10 protein-coding genes are annotated in these 14791 nt (G+C 64.5%); 6 read left to right on the forward strand and 4 right to left on the reverse strand.

The window, feature by feature from the left end; genetic code table 11:
• The 3 genes from A6A05_RS16335 to argE all read right to left on the reverse strand — a co-directional run.
• Positions 1-505: transposase (locus tag A6A05_RS16335; protein ID WP_483807286.1), on the reverse strand; the 505-nt coding region annotated here is incomplete at its 3' end.
• 42 nt (positions 506-547) lie between these two features.
• Positions 548-1510, reverse strand: coding sequence for an SLAC1 anion channel family protein (locus A6A05_RS16340; RefSeq protein ID WP_068503656.1), 963 nt, complete (start codon positions 1508-1510; stop codon positions 548-550).
• A 4-nt stretch (positions 1511-1514) separates the two neighbouring features.
• Positions 1515-2693 carry an acetylornithine deacetylase gene (gene argE, locus A6A05_RS16345; protein ID WP_281193487.1) on the reverse strand — a complete coding sequence of 393 codons (1179 nt, stop codon included), beginning with the start codon at positions 2691-2693 and terminating at the stop codon, positions 1515-1517.
• 131 nt (positions 2694-2824) lie between these two features.
• Between argE and A6A05_RS16350 the strand changes: the two genes are divergently transcribed.
• From A6A05_RS16350 to A6A05_RS16365, 4 genes are all read left to right on the forward strand, one after another.
• Positions 2825-4567: a peptidase domain-containing ABC transporter gene (locus A6A05_RS16350; protein ID WP_245644328.1), complete on the forward strand. Its 1743-nt coding sequence runs from the start codon at positions 2825-2827 to the stop codon at positions 4565-4567.
• Positions 4564-6729: a peptidase domain-containing ABC transporter gene (locus A6A05_RS16355; protein WP_082911028.1), complete on the forward strand. Its 2166-nt coding sequence runs from the start codon at positions 4564-4566 to the stop codon at positions 6727-6729. The genes A6A05_RS16350 and A6A05_RS16355 overlap by 4 nt, the downstream gene beginning before the upstream one ends.
• 1 nt (position 6730) lies before the next feature.
• On the forward strand, positions 6731-8122 hold the full coding sequence (locus A6A05_RS16360) for an HlyD family type I secretion periplasmic adaptor subunit (protein WP_068503659.1): 1392 nt from the start codon (positions 6731-6733) through the stop codon (positions 8120-8122).
• 75 nt (positions 8123-8197) lie between these two features.
• The gene (locus A6A05_RS16365; protein WP_068503661.1) at positions 8198-8902 is read left to right on the forward strand and encodes a DUF502 domain-containing protein; all 705 of its coding nucleotides are present in this window, start codon (positions 8198-8200) and stop codon (positions 8900-8902) included.
• Here A6A05_RS16365 and recG read toward each other — a convergent pair.
• Positions 8889-10970: an ATP-dependent DNA helicase RecG gene (gene recG, locus A6A05_RS16370; protein WP_068503663.1), complete on the reverse strand. Its 2082-nt coding sequence runs from the start codon at positions 10968-10970 to the stop codon at positions 8889-8891. The two genes, A6A05_RS16365 and recG, sit on opposite strands and share 14 nt — an antisense overlap.
• 109 nt (positions 10971-11079) lie before the next feature.
• Between recG and A6A05_RS16375 the strand changes: the two genes are divergently transcribed.
• Together A6A05_RS16375 and mfd are read left to right on the forward strand one after the other, a co-directional pair.
• The gene (locus A6A05_RS16375) at positions 11080-11331 is read left to right on the forward strand and encodes a succinate dehydrogenase assembly factor 2 (protein WP_245644329.1); all 252 of its coding nucleotides are present in this window, start codon (positions 11080-11082) and stop codon (positions 11329-11331) included.
• Positions 11332-11360: 29 nt separating this feature from the next.
• Complete coding sequence (mfd, locus tag A6A05_RS16380) at positions 11361-14789, forward strand: transcription-repair coupling factor (protein ID WP_068503667.1); 3429 nt, start codon at positions 11361-11363, stop codon at positions 14787-14789.
• The last annotated feature ends 2 nt before the right edge of the window (positions 14790-14791 follow it).

Below are 14791 nucleotides of genomic sequence, written 5' to 3' on the forward strand. Positions count from 1 at the left end.
ACCGCGTCAAATGCTCCGCCCCCTTGTCGTCGGTCAGGTCGATGTTCTCGATCCCGCCGCTCAAGCCGTAGCGGACATGCACGCGCCACGAGGTTCTATCGGCGCCGGGATGACAAATCGCGGTTGCATCCACCAGCCGCAACCGCCAACCCGCCCAAAGACCATCGGGTTGCACGGGCGCGTCCTCGACAAGGCTCTTGACGATCAACTCCAGCCAATCTGCGGCGTTGCCAAGCCGTCGGTGCAGGGCGGGGGCCGACACAGCCGCCATCTCTGTTGCTTGCGCCAAGGCACTACATTCCCGCAGCGACGTCCCCGCACCATAGGTCAGCGCCAATCGAAGAAGATCGCGCGCCTCTCGTATGCCACGGGGCCGCAGGAAGGCGTTGCTGGATCGAGCCGTCGCCTCAAGGTCAAGCAGGGAGCCGATCTCGGCCTCTGCCGCCGACCAACTGATTTCAGGGGGGCATGATGGATGAGTCATTCCATCTTGAATCACGCTCACGCCCGCCTGTCCAGGCTATGTTAACGCCTATGGGGCTGACCCTCACTCCGGCACGAACAAGGTCCGCTTGGCGATGGCCGCCAACGTTCGCACGGTGACGATGCCGACCACCAGGCTGGCCAGCGCCAGCATTGCCAATCCCACCGTCGGCCACATCCCATCGGGCGCGAAGCGGCCGTGCTGGATCGCCGCCATGGCCACCGCGTCCAACGGGAAGGTAAAGGCCCACCACGACAAGGCGAAGGGCAGGCTGATGAAGCGCCTGGTCTTGGCCAGCAGCACCAGGGTCATGAACAGGGCGCCGTTGACCAGCACCTGGGCGAACGGGTCTACCGTTCCCACCAGTCCGACATAGGCCAGATATCCGACCGCCAGCGGCGGCAACAAGATGAACAAGGTCGGAGCCAGGCGCGGCGGCAGGGCATCGTGGAAGATGACCCGGTAAAGGACGATGGTCATCAGAGGCAGCCAGAACACCATGCCGATGGACAGGAAGAACCAGGAAATCTCGATCTGGCCCAACGAAACCCCCAGGGTCGGCACGATGATGTTGCCGACGATGGGGATGAACCAGGCGGGATTGACGTGGGTGATGTCCTGCTTGTGGACCATCCAACGCACGATCAGTCGGATGGTCAGGGCCAATTGCAGCAAGGCGCCCGCCGCCCACAGCCAGAAGGACACGGCCGGCCCATGGGGATGAAGGGCTGCCGCCATCAACATCATGCTGATGGGAATGGTCGAGAAGAAGGCCGAGCGGATCGGGTGGTCGAATTCGCCCACCACCGCCGGGAAATGGCGCAACGCCTTCAGTCCATAGGTCGTGGCCGAGGCCAGGAAGGCCAGGGCCGCCAGCACCAGGACCCCATCCGACACCATGGCGGGAAAACCCAGCAAGGCGTTGGCCTTGCGCCAGGCCAGTCCCAGACCGGCCAGCCCCATCACCGAGGCGAAAATGGTGACGGGTACGTGGGGAAGGACAGGGCCGGCTTGCGGGGCATTCATGGTGTCAGGTCCTGGTCATGTGGTCGAGCAGGCGGCGGATGAAGGCCTCGCCCTGGGCGACCTGCGACAGTTCGATGAATTCGTTCGGCTTGTGGGCCTGGGCGATGCTGCCGGGGCCGCAGACTACCGCCGGAATGCCGGCGGCGTGGAACAGGCCGGCCTCGGTGGTGAAGCTGACCCGGCCAGCCGGCCCGTTGGCGCCCGACAGGTGGCGGGCCAGCAGCGCCGCTTCGTCGTCTTCGCCGGTATCAAGCCCCGAGGTGGTGTTGTATTCGTCGAACATGATGCCGGTGGCGCCATCGATCATCAGCATTTCCGGCACCAGATCCTGGGCATGGCCGCGAATTTCCGCCATCAGCGCCTCGGAATCGTGGTTGGGCAGGTTCCTGATCTCGAATTCGAAGCTGCATGAGGCCGGTACGATGTTAAGCGCGGTGCCGCCGTGGATGGTGCCGGTATGCACGGTCGAATAAGGCGGGTCGTAACCATGGTCGAACGGGCCTTGCTCGCGGATGCGCTTTTGCAAGGACCGCATGAAGGCCACCATGTCGGCGGCGATCTCGACGGCGTTGACGCCGCGGTCGTTCAGCGCCGAATGGCATTCCTTGCCATGGACGTGACAGAGAACGTTTTTTTTACCCTTGTGACCGATGATCACCTGCATCTCGGTCGGTTCGCCGACGATGCACAATTTCGGGCGGACGGAAAGGGAGCCCAGGTCGGAAATCAAGCGGCGTACGCCGATACAGCCCACTTCCTCATCGTAGGAAAAGGCGAAGTGTATCGGAAGCGCCAGCGGGCGGGCGGCGAATTCAGGGGCCAAGGCCAGGCAGATGGCGATGAAGCTTTTCATGTCGGCGGTGCCGCGACCGAACAGACGGTCGTCACGGCGCACGACGTCGAAGGGGTCGCCGTCCCAGTCCTGGCCGTCAACCGGCACGACGTCGGTATGGCCCGACAGCACGATGCCCGGTAAGCCAGAAGGGCCGATGGTGGCGAAAAGGTTAGCTTTCCGTCTGCTTTCGTCCCAAGTCAGGCGGGTTTCGGCCCCCAACCCCTGAAGGAAGTCTGCTGCGAAGTGGATTAATTGTATGTTTTCCTTGTGGCTGGTAGTGTCAAAACTAACCAGGCGTTCGATCATTTCGATACAGGATGGGGTGATATTCTTGCTGGTCGGGCTCAATGTCGGCCACTCATCGAACAGGGACGGGATGGGGGTCTCGTCAGTATAAGGGGTGTGGGTCGTGCACGACCAGGGGCGAGATCGGATCTTCTCGGGGAGAGGTCGAGATTTCCGTTTAGCGGGCGAGGGGTATGAGTGATTCCAGTGCCGCCACCATGGCGGCGAACGACAAGAACGAAAAGCCGTTCAGCTTGAGCGAGCTGTCCACGCTGCGGTCGAGTTTCTTCGATCTCGGCGTGGCGTCGGTGTTCCTGAACGTCCTTGGCCTGGCGATGCCGATGTCGTTGTTGCAGGTCTACGACCGCATCTTGCCCAACAAGTCCACCGGCACCATGGTCTTGCTGCTGACGGCGGTGCTGGCGGCACTGGCGCTTGAATCCGTGCTGAGTTTCGGTCGCTCGTATATCACCGGCTGGGTCGGCGCCAAGTTCGAGCACAAGGCCGGCTGCGCCGCGCTCGACCGCTTGCTGATGACCGGTATCGACAGTTTCGAAAAAGAGGGCTCGGGCGTCCATCTGGAACGCATGGGCTCGTTGGGTACGGTGCGCGAGTTCTATGCCGGCCAGGCCCTGCTGACCATCCTGGATCTGCCGTTCGCCATCCTTTACCTGTCGCTGGTCGGCTTCATGGGCGGAACGCTGGTGATCGTGCCGATCATCTTGCTGGTGGCCTTCGGCCTGTCGGCGATGCGCATCGGCACCACCCTGCGCGCCGCCATCCAGAAGCGCATGACCGCCGACGACCGCCGCTTCAATTTCATTATCGAGGTGCTGGGCGGCATCCACTCGGTCAAGGCCTTCGCCATGGAGGCGCAGATGGTGCGCCGCTACGAGCGCCTGCAGGAAAGCTGCGCCGAGGGCTACCATACCGTTGCCTTGCGTTCGGCCGACGCTTTGTCGGTGTCGTCGTTCTTCTCACAATTGACCATGATCAGCATCGCCGCCGTCGGCAGCCTGATCGTCATCGACGGTGACATGACCACCGGTGGCCTGGCCGCCTGCTCACTGCTGGCCGGGCGCGCCATGGCGCCGTTGCAGAAGGCCCTGGGGGTGTGGACCCGGTTCCAGTCCTTCATGCTGGCCCGCGACCGTCTGGCCGGCATTTTCGCGCTTGAACGCGAGGTCCCGGATGGGTTGCCGCGTATTCCGGCCATCAAGGGCCGGCTGGAAATGGAAAATGTCAGCTTCCGTTTCGGCGAGAAGCTGCCGATGGTGATCGACGAGGCGTCCATTAAGATCGAGGAGGGCGAGTGCATCGCCATCGCCGGCGGCAACGGATCGGGCAAGACCACGCTTCTGACGGTGATGCAAGGGGCGCTCCGCCCGACCATCGGCCGGGTGCTGGTCGATGGCGAGGACGTCCGCAACTACGAACCGCAATCGGTGCGGGATCAGATCGCCTATCTGCCGCAATCGGGCGTCTTGTTCCAGGGCACCATTTTGCAGAACATCACCATGTTCCGCCCCGAATTCGACGATGTCGCGGTGGAAACCGCCGGATTGTTGGGCTTGGACGAGGTGGTGGCCACCATGGCCATGGGCTTCGACACGCCGGTTGGCGACGGCGCCTATGATTCGCTGCCGCGCGGCATCAAGCAGCGCATCGCCATCGCCCGGGCCCTGGTCAACAATCCGCGCATCGTTTTGTTCGATGAAGCCAACACCGCCATCGATTCCGCCGGCGACAATTTCCTGCGCGTGTGGCTCGAGCGGGCCAAAGGCAGGCGGACCCTGGTCCTGGTCACCCCGCGCCCGTCGATGGTCAAGATGGCCGACCGCGTGTTCGACCTGGAAAACGGTCGTCTTACCCCGCGCGCCCCGCGTGAGCCGCAGGCGCCGCCGGCCTTGCTGGGGCAGGGGGGCAGTACGCCATGAACCGCCTTGCTCCCGTGCAGGCGCAGCCCAAGGCCAGCGCCCAGGCGATCGAGGCCTATGAAGCCCATCTGGCACAAAGCGCGCTGGGTGGCTTCGTCGCGGCGTCGGACCTGGCCGCCTGTCTGTTGCCGCTGTTGAAGGCGCTGAACTGGAAGGGCAATCCCCGCCACGTCGCCGAATCACTGCCGCACTTCGCCAACGACCTGGATTTGACCGGCCTGCGCAACGTCATGGCCAACCTCAATTATTCCAGCCGACCGGCCCGGCTGCAGATCGCCGACCTCGACCAGCGTCTGCTGCCTTGCCTGTTCCTGCCCGACAAGGGACCGGCCATGGTGGTCCGGTCGCTCGAGGACGGCATCGCCGAAGTGTTCGACAGCCAGGCCGGCGCCATCCGCAAGACCGAGGATATCGAGGCTCCCGGCACCGTCTATTTCTTCACCCCCATCCCCGATCCCGGCCCGTCCCGCGTCGGCTGGTTCCACACCATCCTTGACCGTTTCCGGCCGCTGTTCTGGCAGGCCTTCTTCGTCACCTTGTTCTTGAACGTCATGGCCTTGGCGACGCCGTTATTCGTGATGTCGATCTACGACAAGGTCATCGCCACCAGCTCGATGCACATGCTGGTGGCCTTTTCCATCGGCGTCACCCTGGCCCTGATGTTCGATACCATTTTGCGGACGGTGCGCGCCCGGGTTCTGGCCTATATCGGCGCCCGGCTTGACAACATCATGGGCAACAACATCTTCCAGCACATCCTGGCCCTGCCGCCCGGCTTCACCGAACGCGCCACCATCGGTGCCCAGGTGGCCCGCATCAAGGATTTCGAGTCGGTGCGCGAGTTCTTTACCGGGCCGTTGGCCACGGTATTCATGGAACTGCCCTTCGCCTTCTTCTATTTCGCCATCATCTTCATGCTGGGCGGGGTGTTGGCCCTGGTCCCGGTGATTTCCACCATCTTGTTCATCGTCGGCGGCTATCTGGTGTTGCCGGTGGTGCGCAAGAATGTCGGCATCGCCGGCCGCGCCGCCTCGCGCCGCCAGGAGTTCCTGGTCGAGACGCTGGGCAAGATGCGGGCGGTCAAGCTGTCGGCCGGCGAGCACAATTGGGTCAAGCGCTATCGCGAGATGAGCGCGCGCGCCGCCTATGGCGGCTTCAAGAACGGCGTGTTCGCTTCCGCCGTGATGACCGGCTCGAATGTTCTGATCGTCAGCTCGGGCATGGCGACCATCGCCACCGGCGTGATCGGCGTCATCGACGGGTTCATGACCACCGGCGGCCTGATCGCCGCGATGATGCTGGTGTGGCGGGTGCTGTCGCCGTTGCAGACGGTGTTCACCCTGATCCAGCGCGTCGAGGCGGTGCGCGGCTCGATCAATCAGATCAACCAGCTGATGAACCTGAAGCCCGAGCGCGATCCCCGTGCCATGGTGGCGCCTTTGAAGAACCTGAAGGGGCGGGTGTCGTTCCAGCGCATCAGCCTGCGCTATACCAACGACGCCGACCCGGCCCTGGTCGGCGTGTCGTTCGACATCGAACCGGGGGAAGTGGTGGCGGTGACCGGCCGTAACGGCTCGGGCAAATCGACTATCATCAAGCTGATTCTGGGCCTTTACTCGCCGCAGGCGGGGTCGATCAAGATCGACAGCGCCGATCTGCGCCAGATCGATCCGATCGAGCTGCGCCATGCCGTCGGCTATGTTCCCCAAGTGTGCAACCTGTTCCACGGCACCATTTCCCAGAATCTGCGCCTGGCCCATCCGACCGCCACCGATGCCGACATCCGCTGGGCCTGCGAGCTGGCCGACGTGTGGGATGAAATCATGGCTCTGCCGCGCGGACTGGAAACCCGCGTCGGCGACGGCACCATCGACCACCTGCCGACCAGCTTCGTCCAGAAGCTGTCCCTGACCCGCTGCTATCTTAAGCGCAGCCCCTTGATGCTGTTCGACGAGCCGGTCAACGGTCTGGATTTCGAGGGTGATCGCCAGTTCATGCAGGCGGTCGACTTCTTCCGCGGCCAATCGACCGTGATCATGGTCACCCATCGCCCCAGTCACTTGCGGTTCGCCGACAAGATCCTTGTTTTCGACGGCGGTTACCTGCGCCTGGCCGGCCCGGCCGACGAGGTGCGCGCCCGCATTCCTCCGGATTTGATCTGACATGAGCAACCAAAGCCTGGTCAAAGTACCCGAATCCGACGCGACACCGGCCAAGGCCGGCGGCGGCGGACCCGCTGTCAAGCAATCGAGCCGGGTGTCGCGTCATCTGGCGCAAGCGGTTCAGCTGGAGGAAAGCGGCACCACGCCGCTGGTGCGCTTCACCATGCTGATGGCCGCCCTGGCCTGCCTGTTGTTCATCGCCTGGTCGGCAATTACCCGGGTCGAGGAAGTGGCGGTCGCCGAGGGTGAAATCGTGCCGTTGGGATCGACCAAGACCATCCAGCATCTGGAAGGCGGCCAGGTCGAGGAAATCCTGGTCAAGGAAGGCCAACTGATCGACGCCGACCAACCGGTCATCAAATTGTCGCCGGTCCAGCCGATGGCGGAACTGGAACAGACCCGCGCCCGCGAGATGACCCTGTTGCTGAAATCCGAGCGGCTGCGCGCCTTCGTCGAATCCCGCCGTCCCGATTTCGGCTTCGCCGGCCCGCAATACGCCTCGCTGGTGGCCGACAACACCAGTATCTTGCAGGCGCAGACCCAGTCGCGCGAAACGGCGCGCTCGATCATCTTGTCGCAGATCGAACAAAAGCGATCTGACCTCCGTTTGCTGGAGAACCAGCAGAAAAGCATGCGCGAACAGGTCCAAGCCCTGGCCGAGGAGATGAAGATTCGCGACCAACTGGTGGCCAAGGGTCTGGTCACCCGCATCGCCCATCTCGACACCAAGCGCGAACTGGCCCGGGCCGAGGGCGAGTTGACCCGTATCCTGGGCCAGGCGGTATCCGCCCGCGAGGCGGTGCAGGAAATGGAACGCCGCCTGATCGACAGCCAGTCGACGCTGCAAAAGGCGGCGATGGACGAAATGGGCGTAGCGATCGCTGAACTGGCCCAGGTTCAGGAAACCATCTCGCGCCTGGAAGACCGCGTTCATCGCCTGGTGGTGACCGCCCCCAACCGCGGCTATATCAAAGGCTTGACGGTCAAGAATGCCGGCGCGGTGATCCAGCCCGGCGGGCTGATCGCCGAATTGGTCCCGGCCGACCTGGAATTGCGTGTCGATGCCAAGATCCTGCCGAAGGATATCGGCCACGTGAAGCTGGGCCAGAAGGTCAAGATCAAGGTCAGCACTTATGATTTCGCCCGCTATGGCTTCATCTGGGGCGAGTTGTCGCGAATCTCGGCCTCGACCTTCCTGAACGAAAAGGGCGAGCCCCATTACAAGGCGCAAGTGACGCTGTCGAAGAACTATGTCGGTGAAGATCCTGCCGTGCACTTGGTCACCCCAGGCATGACAGTGATGGCCGAAGTCATGACCGGCGATAAGACCTTGCTGCAATATATGCTGAAGCCGATCTTCACCCAGTTGCAGCAATCCTTCCACGAACGGTGATCGCGTGGCGATCCCGATTGCAAAGGCGCTTGCGCTCGGCCATGCTCCGGCCGACGCAAGCGTGAAGGATCCCCGATGACCAAGCCGAACAGCGCCGAGACCCATCACCCCGAGACGCCGAAGCCAAAAGGCTGGCATCTCGGGGTGATGGCCCGGCTCAGGGCCTATTTCTTCGCGGGCATCCTGGTGACCGCACCAGTTTCCATCAGCTTCTATCTGGCCTGGCAGTTCATCAAGTTCATGGACAACCAGGTGGCGCCGTTCCTGCCGCCGACCTTTCATAACCTGATCTGGGACATACCCGGTTTTGGCTTGGTGATGGTGGTGGTCGGCCTGACCGTGACCGGCTTCCTGACCGCCGGTTTCGCCGGCCGGCTGATCGTTCGCATTTCCGATTTCGTGCTGGCCCGCATGCCGGTGATTCGCTCGATCTATTCGGCGGTCAAGCAGATCTTCGAGACCATGCTGGCCCAGAAGGCCAATGCTTTCCGCGAGGTTGCGCTGATCCAGTATCCGCGTCAGGGCGTCTGGACCATCGCCTTCATCACCGGCACCACCGCCGGCGAGGTCAAAGGCCATTTTGACGAGGAGATGGTCAACGTCTATGTGCCGACCACCCCCAATCCGACTTCGGGCTTTCTGCTGTTCCTGCCGCGCGCCGAACTGCGCGTGCTGAACATGTCGGTCGAGGACGGGCTGAAGATGGTGCTGTCGACCGGCATCATCGTGCCGGACTGGCATGGCGGCGAGGATCAGCCCGAGTTGCCTATCCGGACCTGAGCGTCCGGATCGCCGCGTCGCGCTCGAATAGATACAGCAACACCCGCAGCGCCTGGCCGCGCGGTCCCGACAGGTCGGGATCGCGGTCCATGATCAGCTTGGCATCGTCGCGGGCGGCGGCCAGCAATTCCCCGTGCACCGCCAGATCGGCCGCGCGAAATTCCGGCAGACCGCTTTGCCGGGTTCCCAGGATTTCGCCGCCGCCGCGCAGGCGCAAATCCTCCTCGGCGATGACGAAGCCGTCCTCGGTGGCGCGCATGATCTCGAGCCTGGCCTTGGCCGCCTCGGACAGCGGGGTCTCGTACAAAAGCAGGCAGGACGAGGCGCCCGAGCCGCGCCCGACCCGCCCGCGCAACTGATGCAACTGGGCCAGGCCGAAACGCTCGGCATGCTCGATGACCATGATGGTTGCCTCGGGCACATCGACGCCCACCTCGATGACGGTGGTGGCCACCAGGATATCCAACAGGCCGGCGGCGAAAGCGGCCATCACCTTGTCCTTGGCCGGCCCCTTCATACGCCCGTGCACCAGCCCGACGCGGGGGCCGAACACTTGCTCCAGGTGGCGATGGCGGTCCTCGGCAGCCGCCAGATCGGAATTTTCCGATTCCTCGACCAGCGGGCAGACCCAATAGATGCGCGCACCGGCGGAAATCGGCCGGCGCAAGCCGGTGACGATCTCATCCATGCGCGAAGCCGGCAGGACCCTGGTGTCGATGGGTTGGCGCCCCGGCGGCTTCTCGTCCAGGCGCGACGCCTCCATGTCGCCATAGGCGGTCAGGACCAGGGTGCGGGGAATGGGGGTGGCGGTCATCACCAGCACGTCGGTCCCGCTGCCCTTGGCGGCCAGATCCAGGCGCTGCTGCACCCCGAAGCGATGCTGTTCGTCGATGACCGCCAGGCCCAGATCGTGAAAGACCACGTCGTCCTGGATCAGCGCATGGGTCCCCAGGATCAGGTTGATCGCGCCCGACTTCAGATCGGCCAGGATCGCCTCGCGGGGGCGGCCCTTGTCGCGTCCGGTGAGCAACGCGACCCGCAGCCCGGCCGCCTGGGCCAGGGGCGAGATGGTGGCGAAGTGCTGCCGGGCCAGAATCTCGGTGGGGGCCAGAAGTGCTGCCTGGGTGCCGGCCTCGATGGCGGCCAGTGCGGCGAACAGCGCCACCACCGTCTTGCCGCTGCCGACGTCGCCCTGCAACAGCCGCAGCATGCGAAACGGCTTGGCCATGTCGGCCTCGATCTCGGCCAGCGAGCGGGCCTGCGCCCCGGTCAGGCTGAAGGGCAGGGCGGCGGCGACCTTGGCTCGCAGGCTGCCGTCGCCTTGCAGCGCGCGCCCCTTCACCTTGCGCATGTGGGCCCGCACCATGGCCAGGGCCAATTGGTTGGCCAGCAGTTCGTCGTAGGCCAGTCGGCGACGCGCCAGGCTGTCGGCACCGATATCCGCCTCGCTTTGCGGCTGGTGCAGGCAGGTCAGGGCCGGCTTCCAGTCGGGCCAGGCCTGGCGCTGCTTCCAGGCCGCGTCCAGCCATTCCGGCAGGTCGGGCACACGGTCCAGCGCGGCGCGCACCGTCTTGGTCACCATCTTGGCGGTCAAGCCGGCGGTCAGCGGATAGACCGGCTCCACCCCCATCACGCTGTCTTTTTCGGCCAGGGGGACGATATGGTCGGGATGGGTGATCTGCACTTCGTTGTTGAAATGCTCGACCATGCCGCTGACCACCCGCCATTCGCCGTCGGGCAATTGCCGGCGCAGCCAGTCCTCGCGGCCATGGAAAAACACCAGGGTCACGATTCCGGTTTCGTCGAAACAGCGGACGCGATAGGGCCGCTTGGACGAGGCTGAGGGGAAATGCGCCTCGACCCGGACGGTCAGGGTGGCGATCTTGCCGGCCGGGGCGGCGGCCACTTTGGGGGTATGGCTGCGATCCACCAGACCGGCGGGCCAGTGCCAGATCAGGTCGCCGACCCGCTCGCCCACCAGGCGCTGATATAGCGGCGCCAACCGGGGGCCGATGCCGGGCAGGGTGGTGATCGGGGCGAAAAGCGGGTTCAGAACCGAGGGGCGCATGGGGGAAATGACAGGATGGCGGCTGACAGGGACGGCATAAGGTTCTATATCCTAGCCGGATTCGCCCGCACTGTCGCCGCATCAACAAGGTCGAATGATGGATTCACGATTGAAGCGCCTGGCCTTCCGCGCCCACCATATGGGCTCGAACGAGAACGACATCCTGTTCGGCGGCTTCGCCGAGCGCTACCTGGCGGGGCTGTCGCCCGAGCAGGTCGATCGCTTCGAGGCCCTGCTGGCCGAGACCGACAACGACCTGTTCAACTGGATCACCGCCAAGGAGCCGGTGCCCGAACGCCTGGATCATGACGTGATGGGCATGATTAAGAAATTCGTTCAGGAAGAAGCGGCAATCACTTGATTGATTTCGACAAACTTTCTTTCAATGCAATGATCGGCGGCGCCCCCGAGGGCGCCGATTGCCTGGCGCTGGTCCAACTGGCACAGGCGCGCCCGGGGCAAGACATCTTGTTCGTCGCCCGCGACGACGGCCGGCTGGCGCGAATGGCCGAGGCATTGTCCTTCTTCGCCCCCGACCTGAATGTGATCGAGTTTCCGGCCTGGGATTGCGTGCCCTATGACCGCGTCTCGCCCAATGTCGACGTGGTGGCCCGGCGGATCGACGCCCTGGCCCGGCTGGCGGCTGGCACCGGCGGCGGTCGCGTGGTGCTGACCACCATCGCTGCCGCCTTGCAGCGCGTGCCGATGCGCGAGGTGCTGGAAGGGGCGACCTTTGCCGCCACCATCGGCGACCGTATCGACCTGGCGCGGGTAGTGACGTTCTTGAACCGCAACGGCTATGTCCGTGCCGACACGGTGATGGAACCGGGTGAATATGCCGTGCGCGGCGGCATCCTCGACCTGTTTCCGCCCGGTACGCCCGAGCCGGTTCGGCTGGACTTCTTCGGCGACGAGCTGGAATCGATCCGTTCGTTCGATCCGATGAACCAGCGTTCGACCGGCACCTTGAAGACCTTTGCGCTGGCCCCGGTCAGCGAGGCCTTGCTGGACGAGGCCTCGATCGCGCGATTCCGTTCCAGCTATCGCGAGATGTTCGGCATCGTCTCGGCGGCCGACCCGCTGTACGAATCGGTGTCGAGCGGCCTGAAGTTCAACGGCATGGAACATTGGTTGCCCTTGTTCCATGACGGGTTGGACACATTGTTCGCCTATCTGCCTGATTGTCTGACGGTGCTGGACCACCAGACCAATGAGGCCAGCGACGCCCGCTGGGCGTTGATCCTGGAATATTACGACGCCCGCTGCACCCTGATCCGGGCCGGCACCGCCGATTCCGGCATCGTCTACCATCCGATCGCGCCGCCGCTTCTTTATGTCGAGAAGGACGAATGGGCGCGGCTGTTGGCGGCGACCGGCGCCATCACCTTGTCGCCCTTCGTCGGCGAGGATGGCGGCCTTGATTTCGGCGCCCGCTCGGGCCGCGACTTCGCCGATATCCGGGCCATGCCCGGCGCCAATGTCTACGAAGCCTTCCGCGATCATGCCGAAAACTTGGCCAAGGCCGGCCAGCGCGTGGTGCTGGCGGCCTGGTCTGCCGGCTCGCGCGATCGCCTGGGCCATGTGCTGGCCGATCACGGCATGAAGATCGACGTGGTGGAAGACTGGACGGGCGCGCAAGCGGTGCCCAAGGGCACGATTGCGATGGCGGTGCTGGGCCTGGATCACGGCTTCGCAGCACCCGGCCTGGCGGTGTTGACCGAACAGGACCTGTTGGGCGACCGCCTGGCCCGGCCGGCCCGCAAGAAGCGCAAGGGCTCGCAGTTCCTGGCCGAGGCCTCGGCCCTGGCCGAGGGTGACCTGGTGGTCCATGTCGAGCACGGCATCGGCCGCTATGACGGTCTGGAAACCGTGCAGGTCGGCGGCGCCCCCCATGATTGCCTGCGGGTGGTCTATGACGGCGGCGACAAGCTGTTCGTGCCGGTGGAAAACATCGACGTCCTGACCCGTTTCGGCTCGGACCAGTCGGGGGCCGCGCTGGACAAGCTGGGCGGCGTCGCCTGGCAGCAGCGCAAGGCCCGCCTCAAGAAGCGCATCCGCGACATGGCCGACCAGTTGATCGCTGTCGCCGCCGAGCGCCAGTTGCGCCGCGCCGACGCTTTGACCCCGCCGGAAGGATTGTGGGACGAGTTCTGCGCCCGCTTCCCCTATGCCGAGACCGAGGATCAAAGCCGGGCCATCGAGGATTCCATCGCCGATCTGGGCTCGGGCCGGCCGATGGACCGGCTGGTGTGCGGCGATGTCGGCTTCGGCAAGACCGAGGTGGCGCTGCGCGCCGCCTTCGTCGCCGCCATGGCCGGCATGCAGGTGGCGGTGGTGGTGCCGACCACCCTGTTGGCCCGCCAGCATTACCGTAATTTCGCCAATCGTTTCAGCGGATTGCCGGTGCGGGTCGAGCAATTGTCGCGCCTGGTGACCGCCAAGCGGGCCGGCGAGGTCAAGGCTGGCATGGCCGACGGCTCGATCGACATCGTCGTCGGCACCCATGCCGTGCTGGCCAAGTCGATCAATTTCAAGCGCCTGGGCCTTCTGATCATCGACGAGGAACAGCATTTCGGCGTCGCCCACAAGGAACGCCTGAAGCAATTGAAGGCCGACGTCCATGTGCTGACGCTGACCGCCACGCCGATCCCGCGCACGCTGCAACTGGCGCTGACCGGCGTCAAGGAAATGAGCGTCATCGCCACGCCGCCGGTCGACCGTCTGGCGGTCCGCACCTTCGTGCTGCCGTTCGACCCGGTGGTGATCCGCGAGGCGATCCTGCGCGAGCGTTATCGTGGTGGCCAGGTCTTCTTCGTCTGCCCGCGCCTGGCCGACATCGATCGGGTCGCCGAGCGACTGGCCAAGCTGGTGCCCGAGGTCAAGTGCGCCATCGCCCACGGACGACTGACGCCCACCGAGCTGGAAGAGGTGATGACCGCCTTCGGTGACAAGCGCTATGACGTGCTGCTGTCGACCAACATCATCGAATCGGGCCTGGACATGCCCGGCGTCAACACCTTGATCATCCACCGCGCCGACATGTTCGGGCTGGGCCAGCTTTACCAGCTGCGCGGCCGGGTTGGGCGCGGCAAGCTTCGGGGCTATGCCTACCTGACCCTGCCGACCGAACGGGTGTTGTCCAAGGCCGCCGAGAAGCGGCTGCAGGTGATGCAAGCGCTCGACACCTTGGGGGCGGGCTTCCAGCTGGCCAGCCACGACCTCGACATCCGGGGCGCCGGCAATCTTCTGGGCGAGGAACAATCCGGCCATATTCGCGAGGTCGGCATCGAGCTTTACCAGCAATTGATCGAGGAAGCCGTCGCCGCCGCCAAGGGCGGCGAGTCCGGGCCTGCCGCCGACGATTGGTCGCCGCAGATCGCGGTGGGGACTTCGGTCCTGTTGCCCGAGAGCTATGTCCAGGACCTGTCGGTGCGGCTGTCGCTTTACCGTCGGATCGGCGGCCTGGCCGACCGCGAGGAAATCGACGCTTTGGCGGCCGAGCTGGTCGATCGCTTCGGCAAATTGCCGCCCGAGGTGGAAAACCTGCTGGAGGTGGTGGCGGTCAAGGCCCTGTGCAAGAAGGCCGGTATCGAGAAGGTCGATGCCGGGCCGAAGGGCGCGGTGGTCACCTTCCGCGGCAACAATTTCGCCAACCCGCTGGGACTGGTCAAGTATATCAGCCAGCAGGCCGGCACCGCCAAGATGCGCCCCGACCACAAGGTGGTGTTCATCCGCGATTGGGATGATCCCAAGCGCCGGGTCGGTGCAGTGCAGAAATTGGTGGCGAAACTGGCCGAAATCGCCGCCAGTCAGGGCTGATC

It is taken from the genome of Magnetospirillum moscoviense, assembly GCF_001650635.1.
GTDB classification, from domain to species: domain Bacteria; phylum Pseudomonadota; class Alphaproteobacteria; order Rhodospirillales; family Magnetospirillaceae; genus Magnetospirillum; species Magnetospirillum moscoviense.

Coding starts and splice junctions, on each gene's coding strand:
- A6A05_RS16340 (WP_068503656.1), bottom strand. CDS start 1,510: ATGAATGCCCCGCAAGCCGGCCCTGTCCTTCCCCACGTACCCGTCACC.
- A6A05_RS16350 (WP_245644328.1), top strand. CDS start 2,825: ATGAGTGATTCCAGTGCCGCCACCATGGCGGCGAACGACAAGAACGAA.
- A6A05_RS16355 (WP_082911028.1), top strand. CDS start 4,564: ATGAACCGCCTTGCTCCCGTGCAGGCGCAGCCCAAGGCCAGCGCCCAG.
- A6A05_RS16360 (WP_068503659.1), top strand. CDS start 6,731: ATGAGCAACCAAAGCCTGGTCAAAGTACCCGAATCCGACGCGACACCG.
- A6A05_RS16365 (WP_068503661.1), top strand. CDS start 8,198: ATGACCAAGCCGAACAGCGCCGAGACCCATCACCCCGAGACGCCGAAG.
- recG (WP_068503663.1), bottom strand. CDS start 10,970: ATGCGCCCCTCGGTTCTGAACCCGCTTTTCGCCCCGATCACCACCCTG.
- mfd (WP_068503667.1), top strand. CDS start 11,361: ATGATCGGCGGCGCCCCCGAGGGCGCCGATTGCCTGGCGCTGGTCCAA.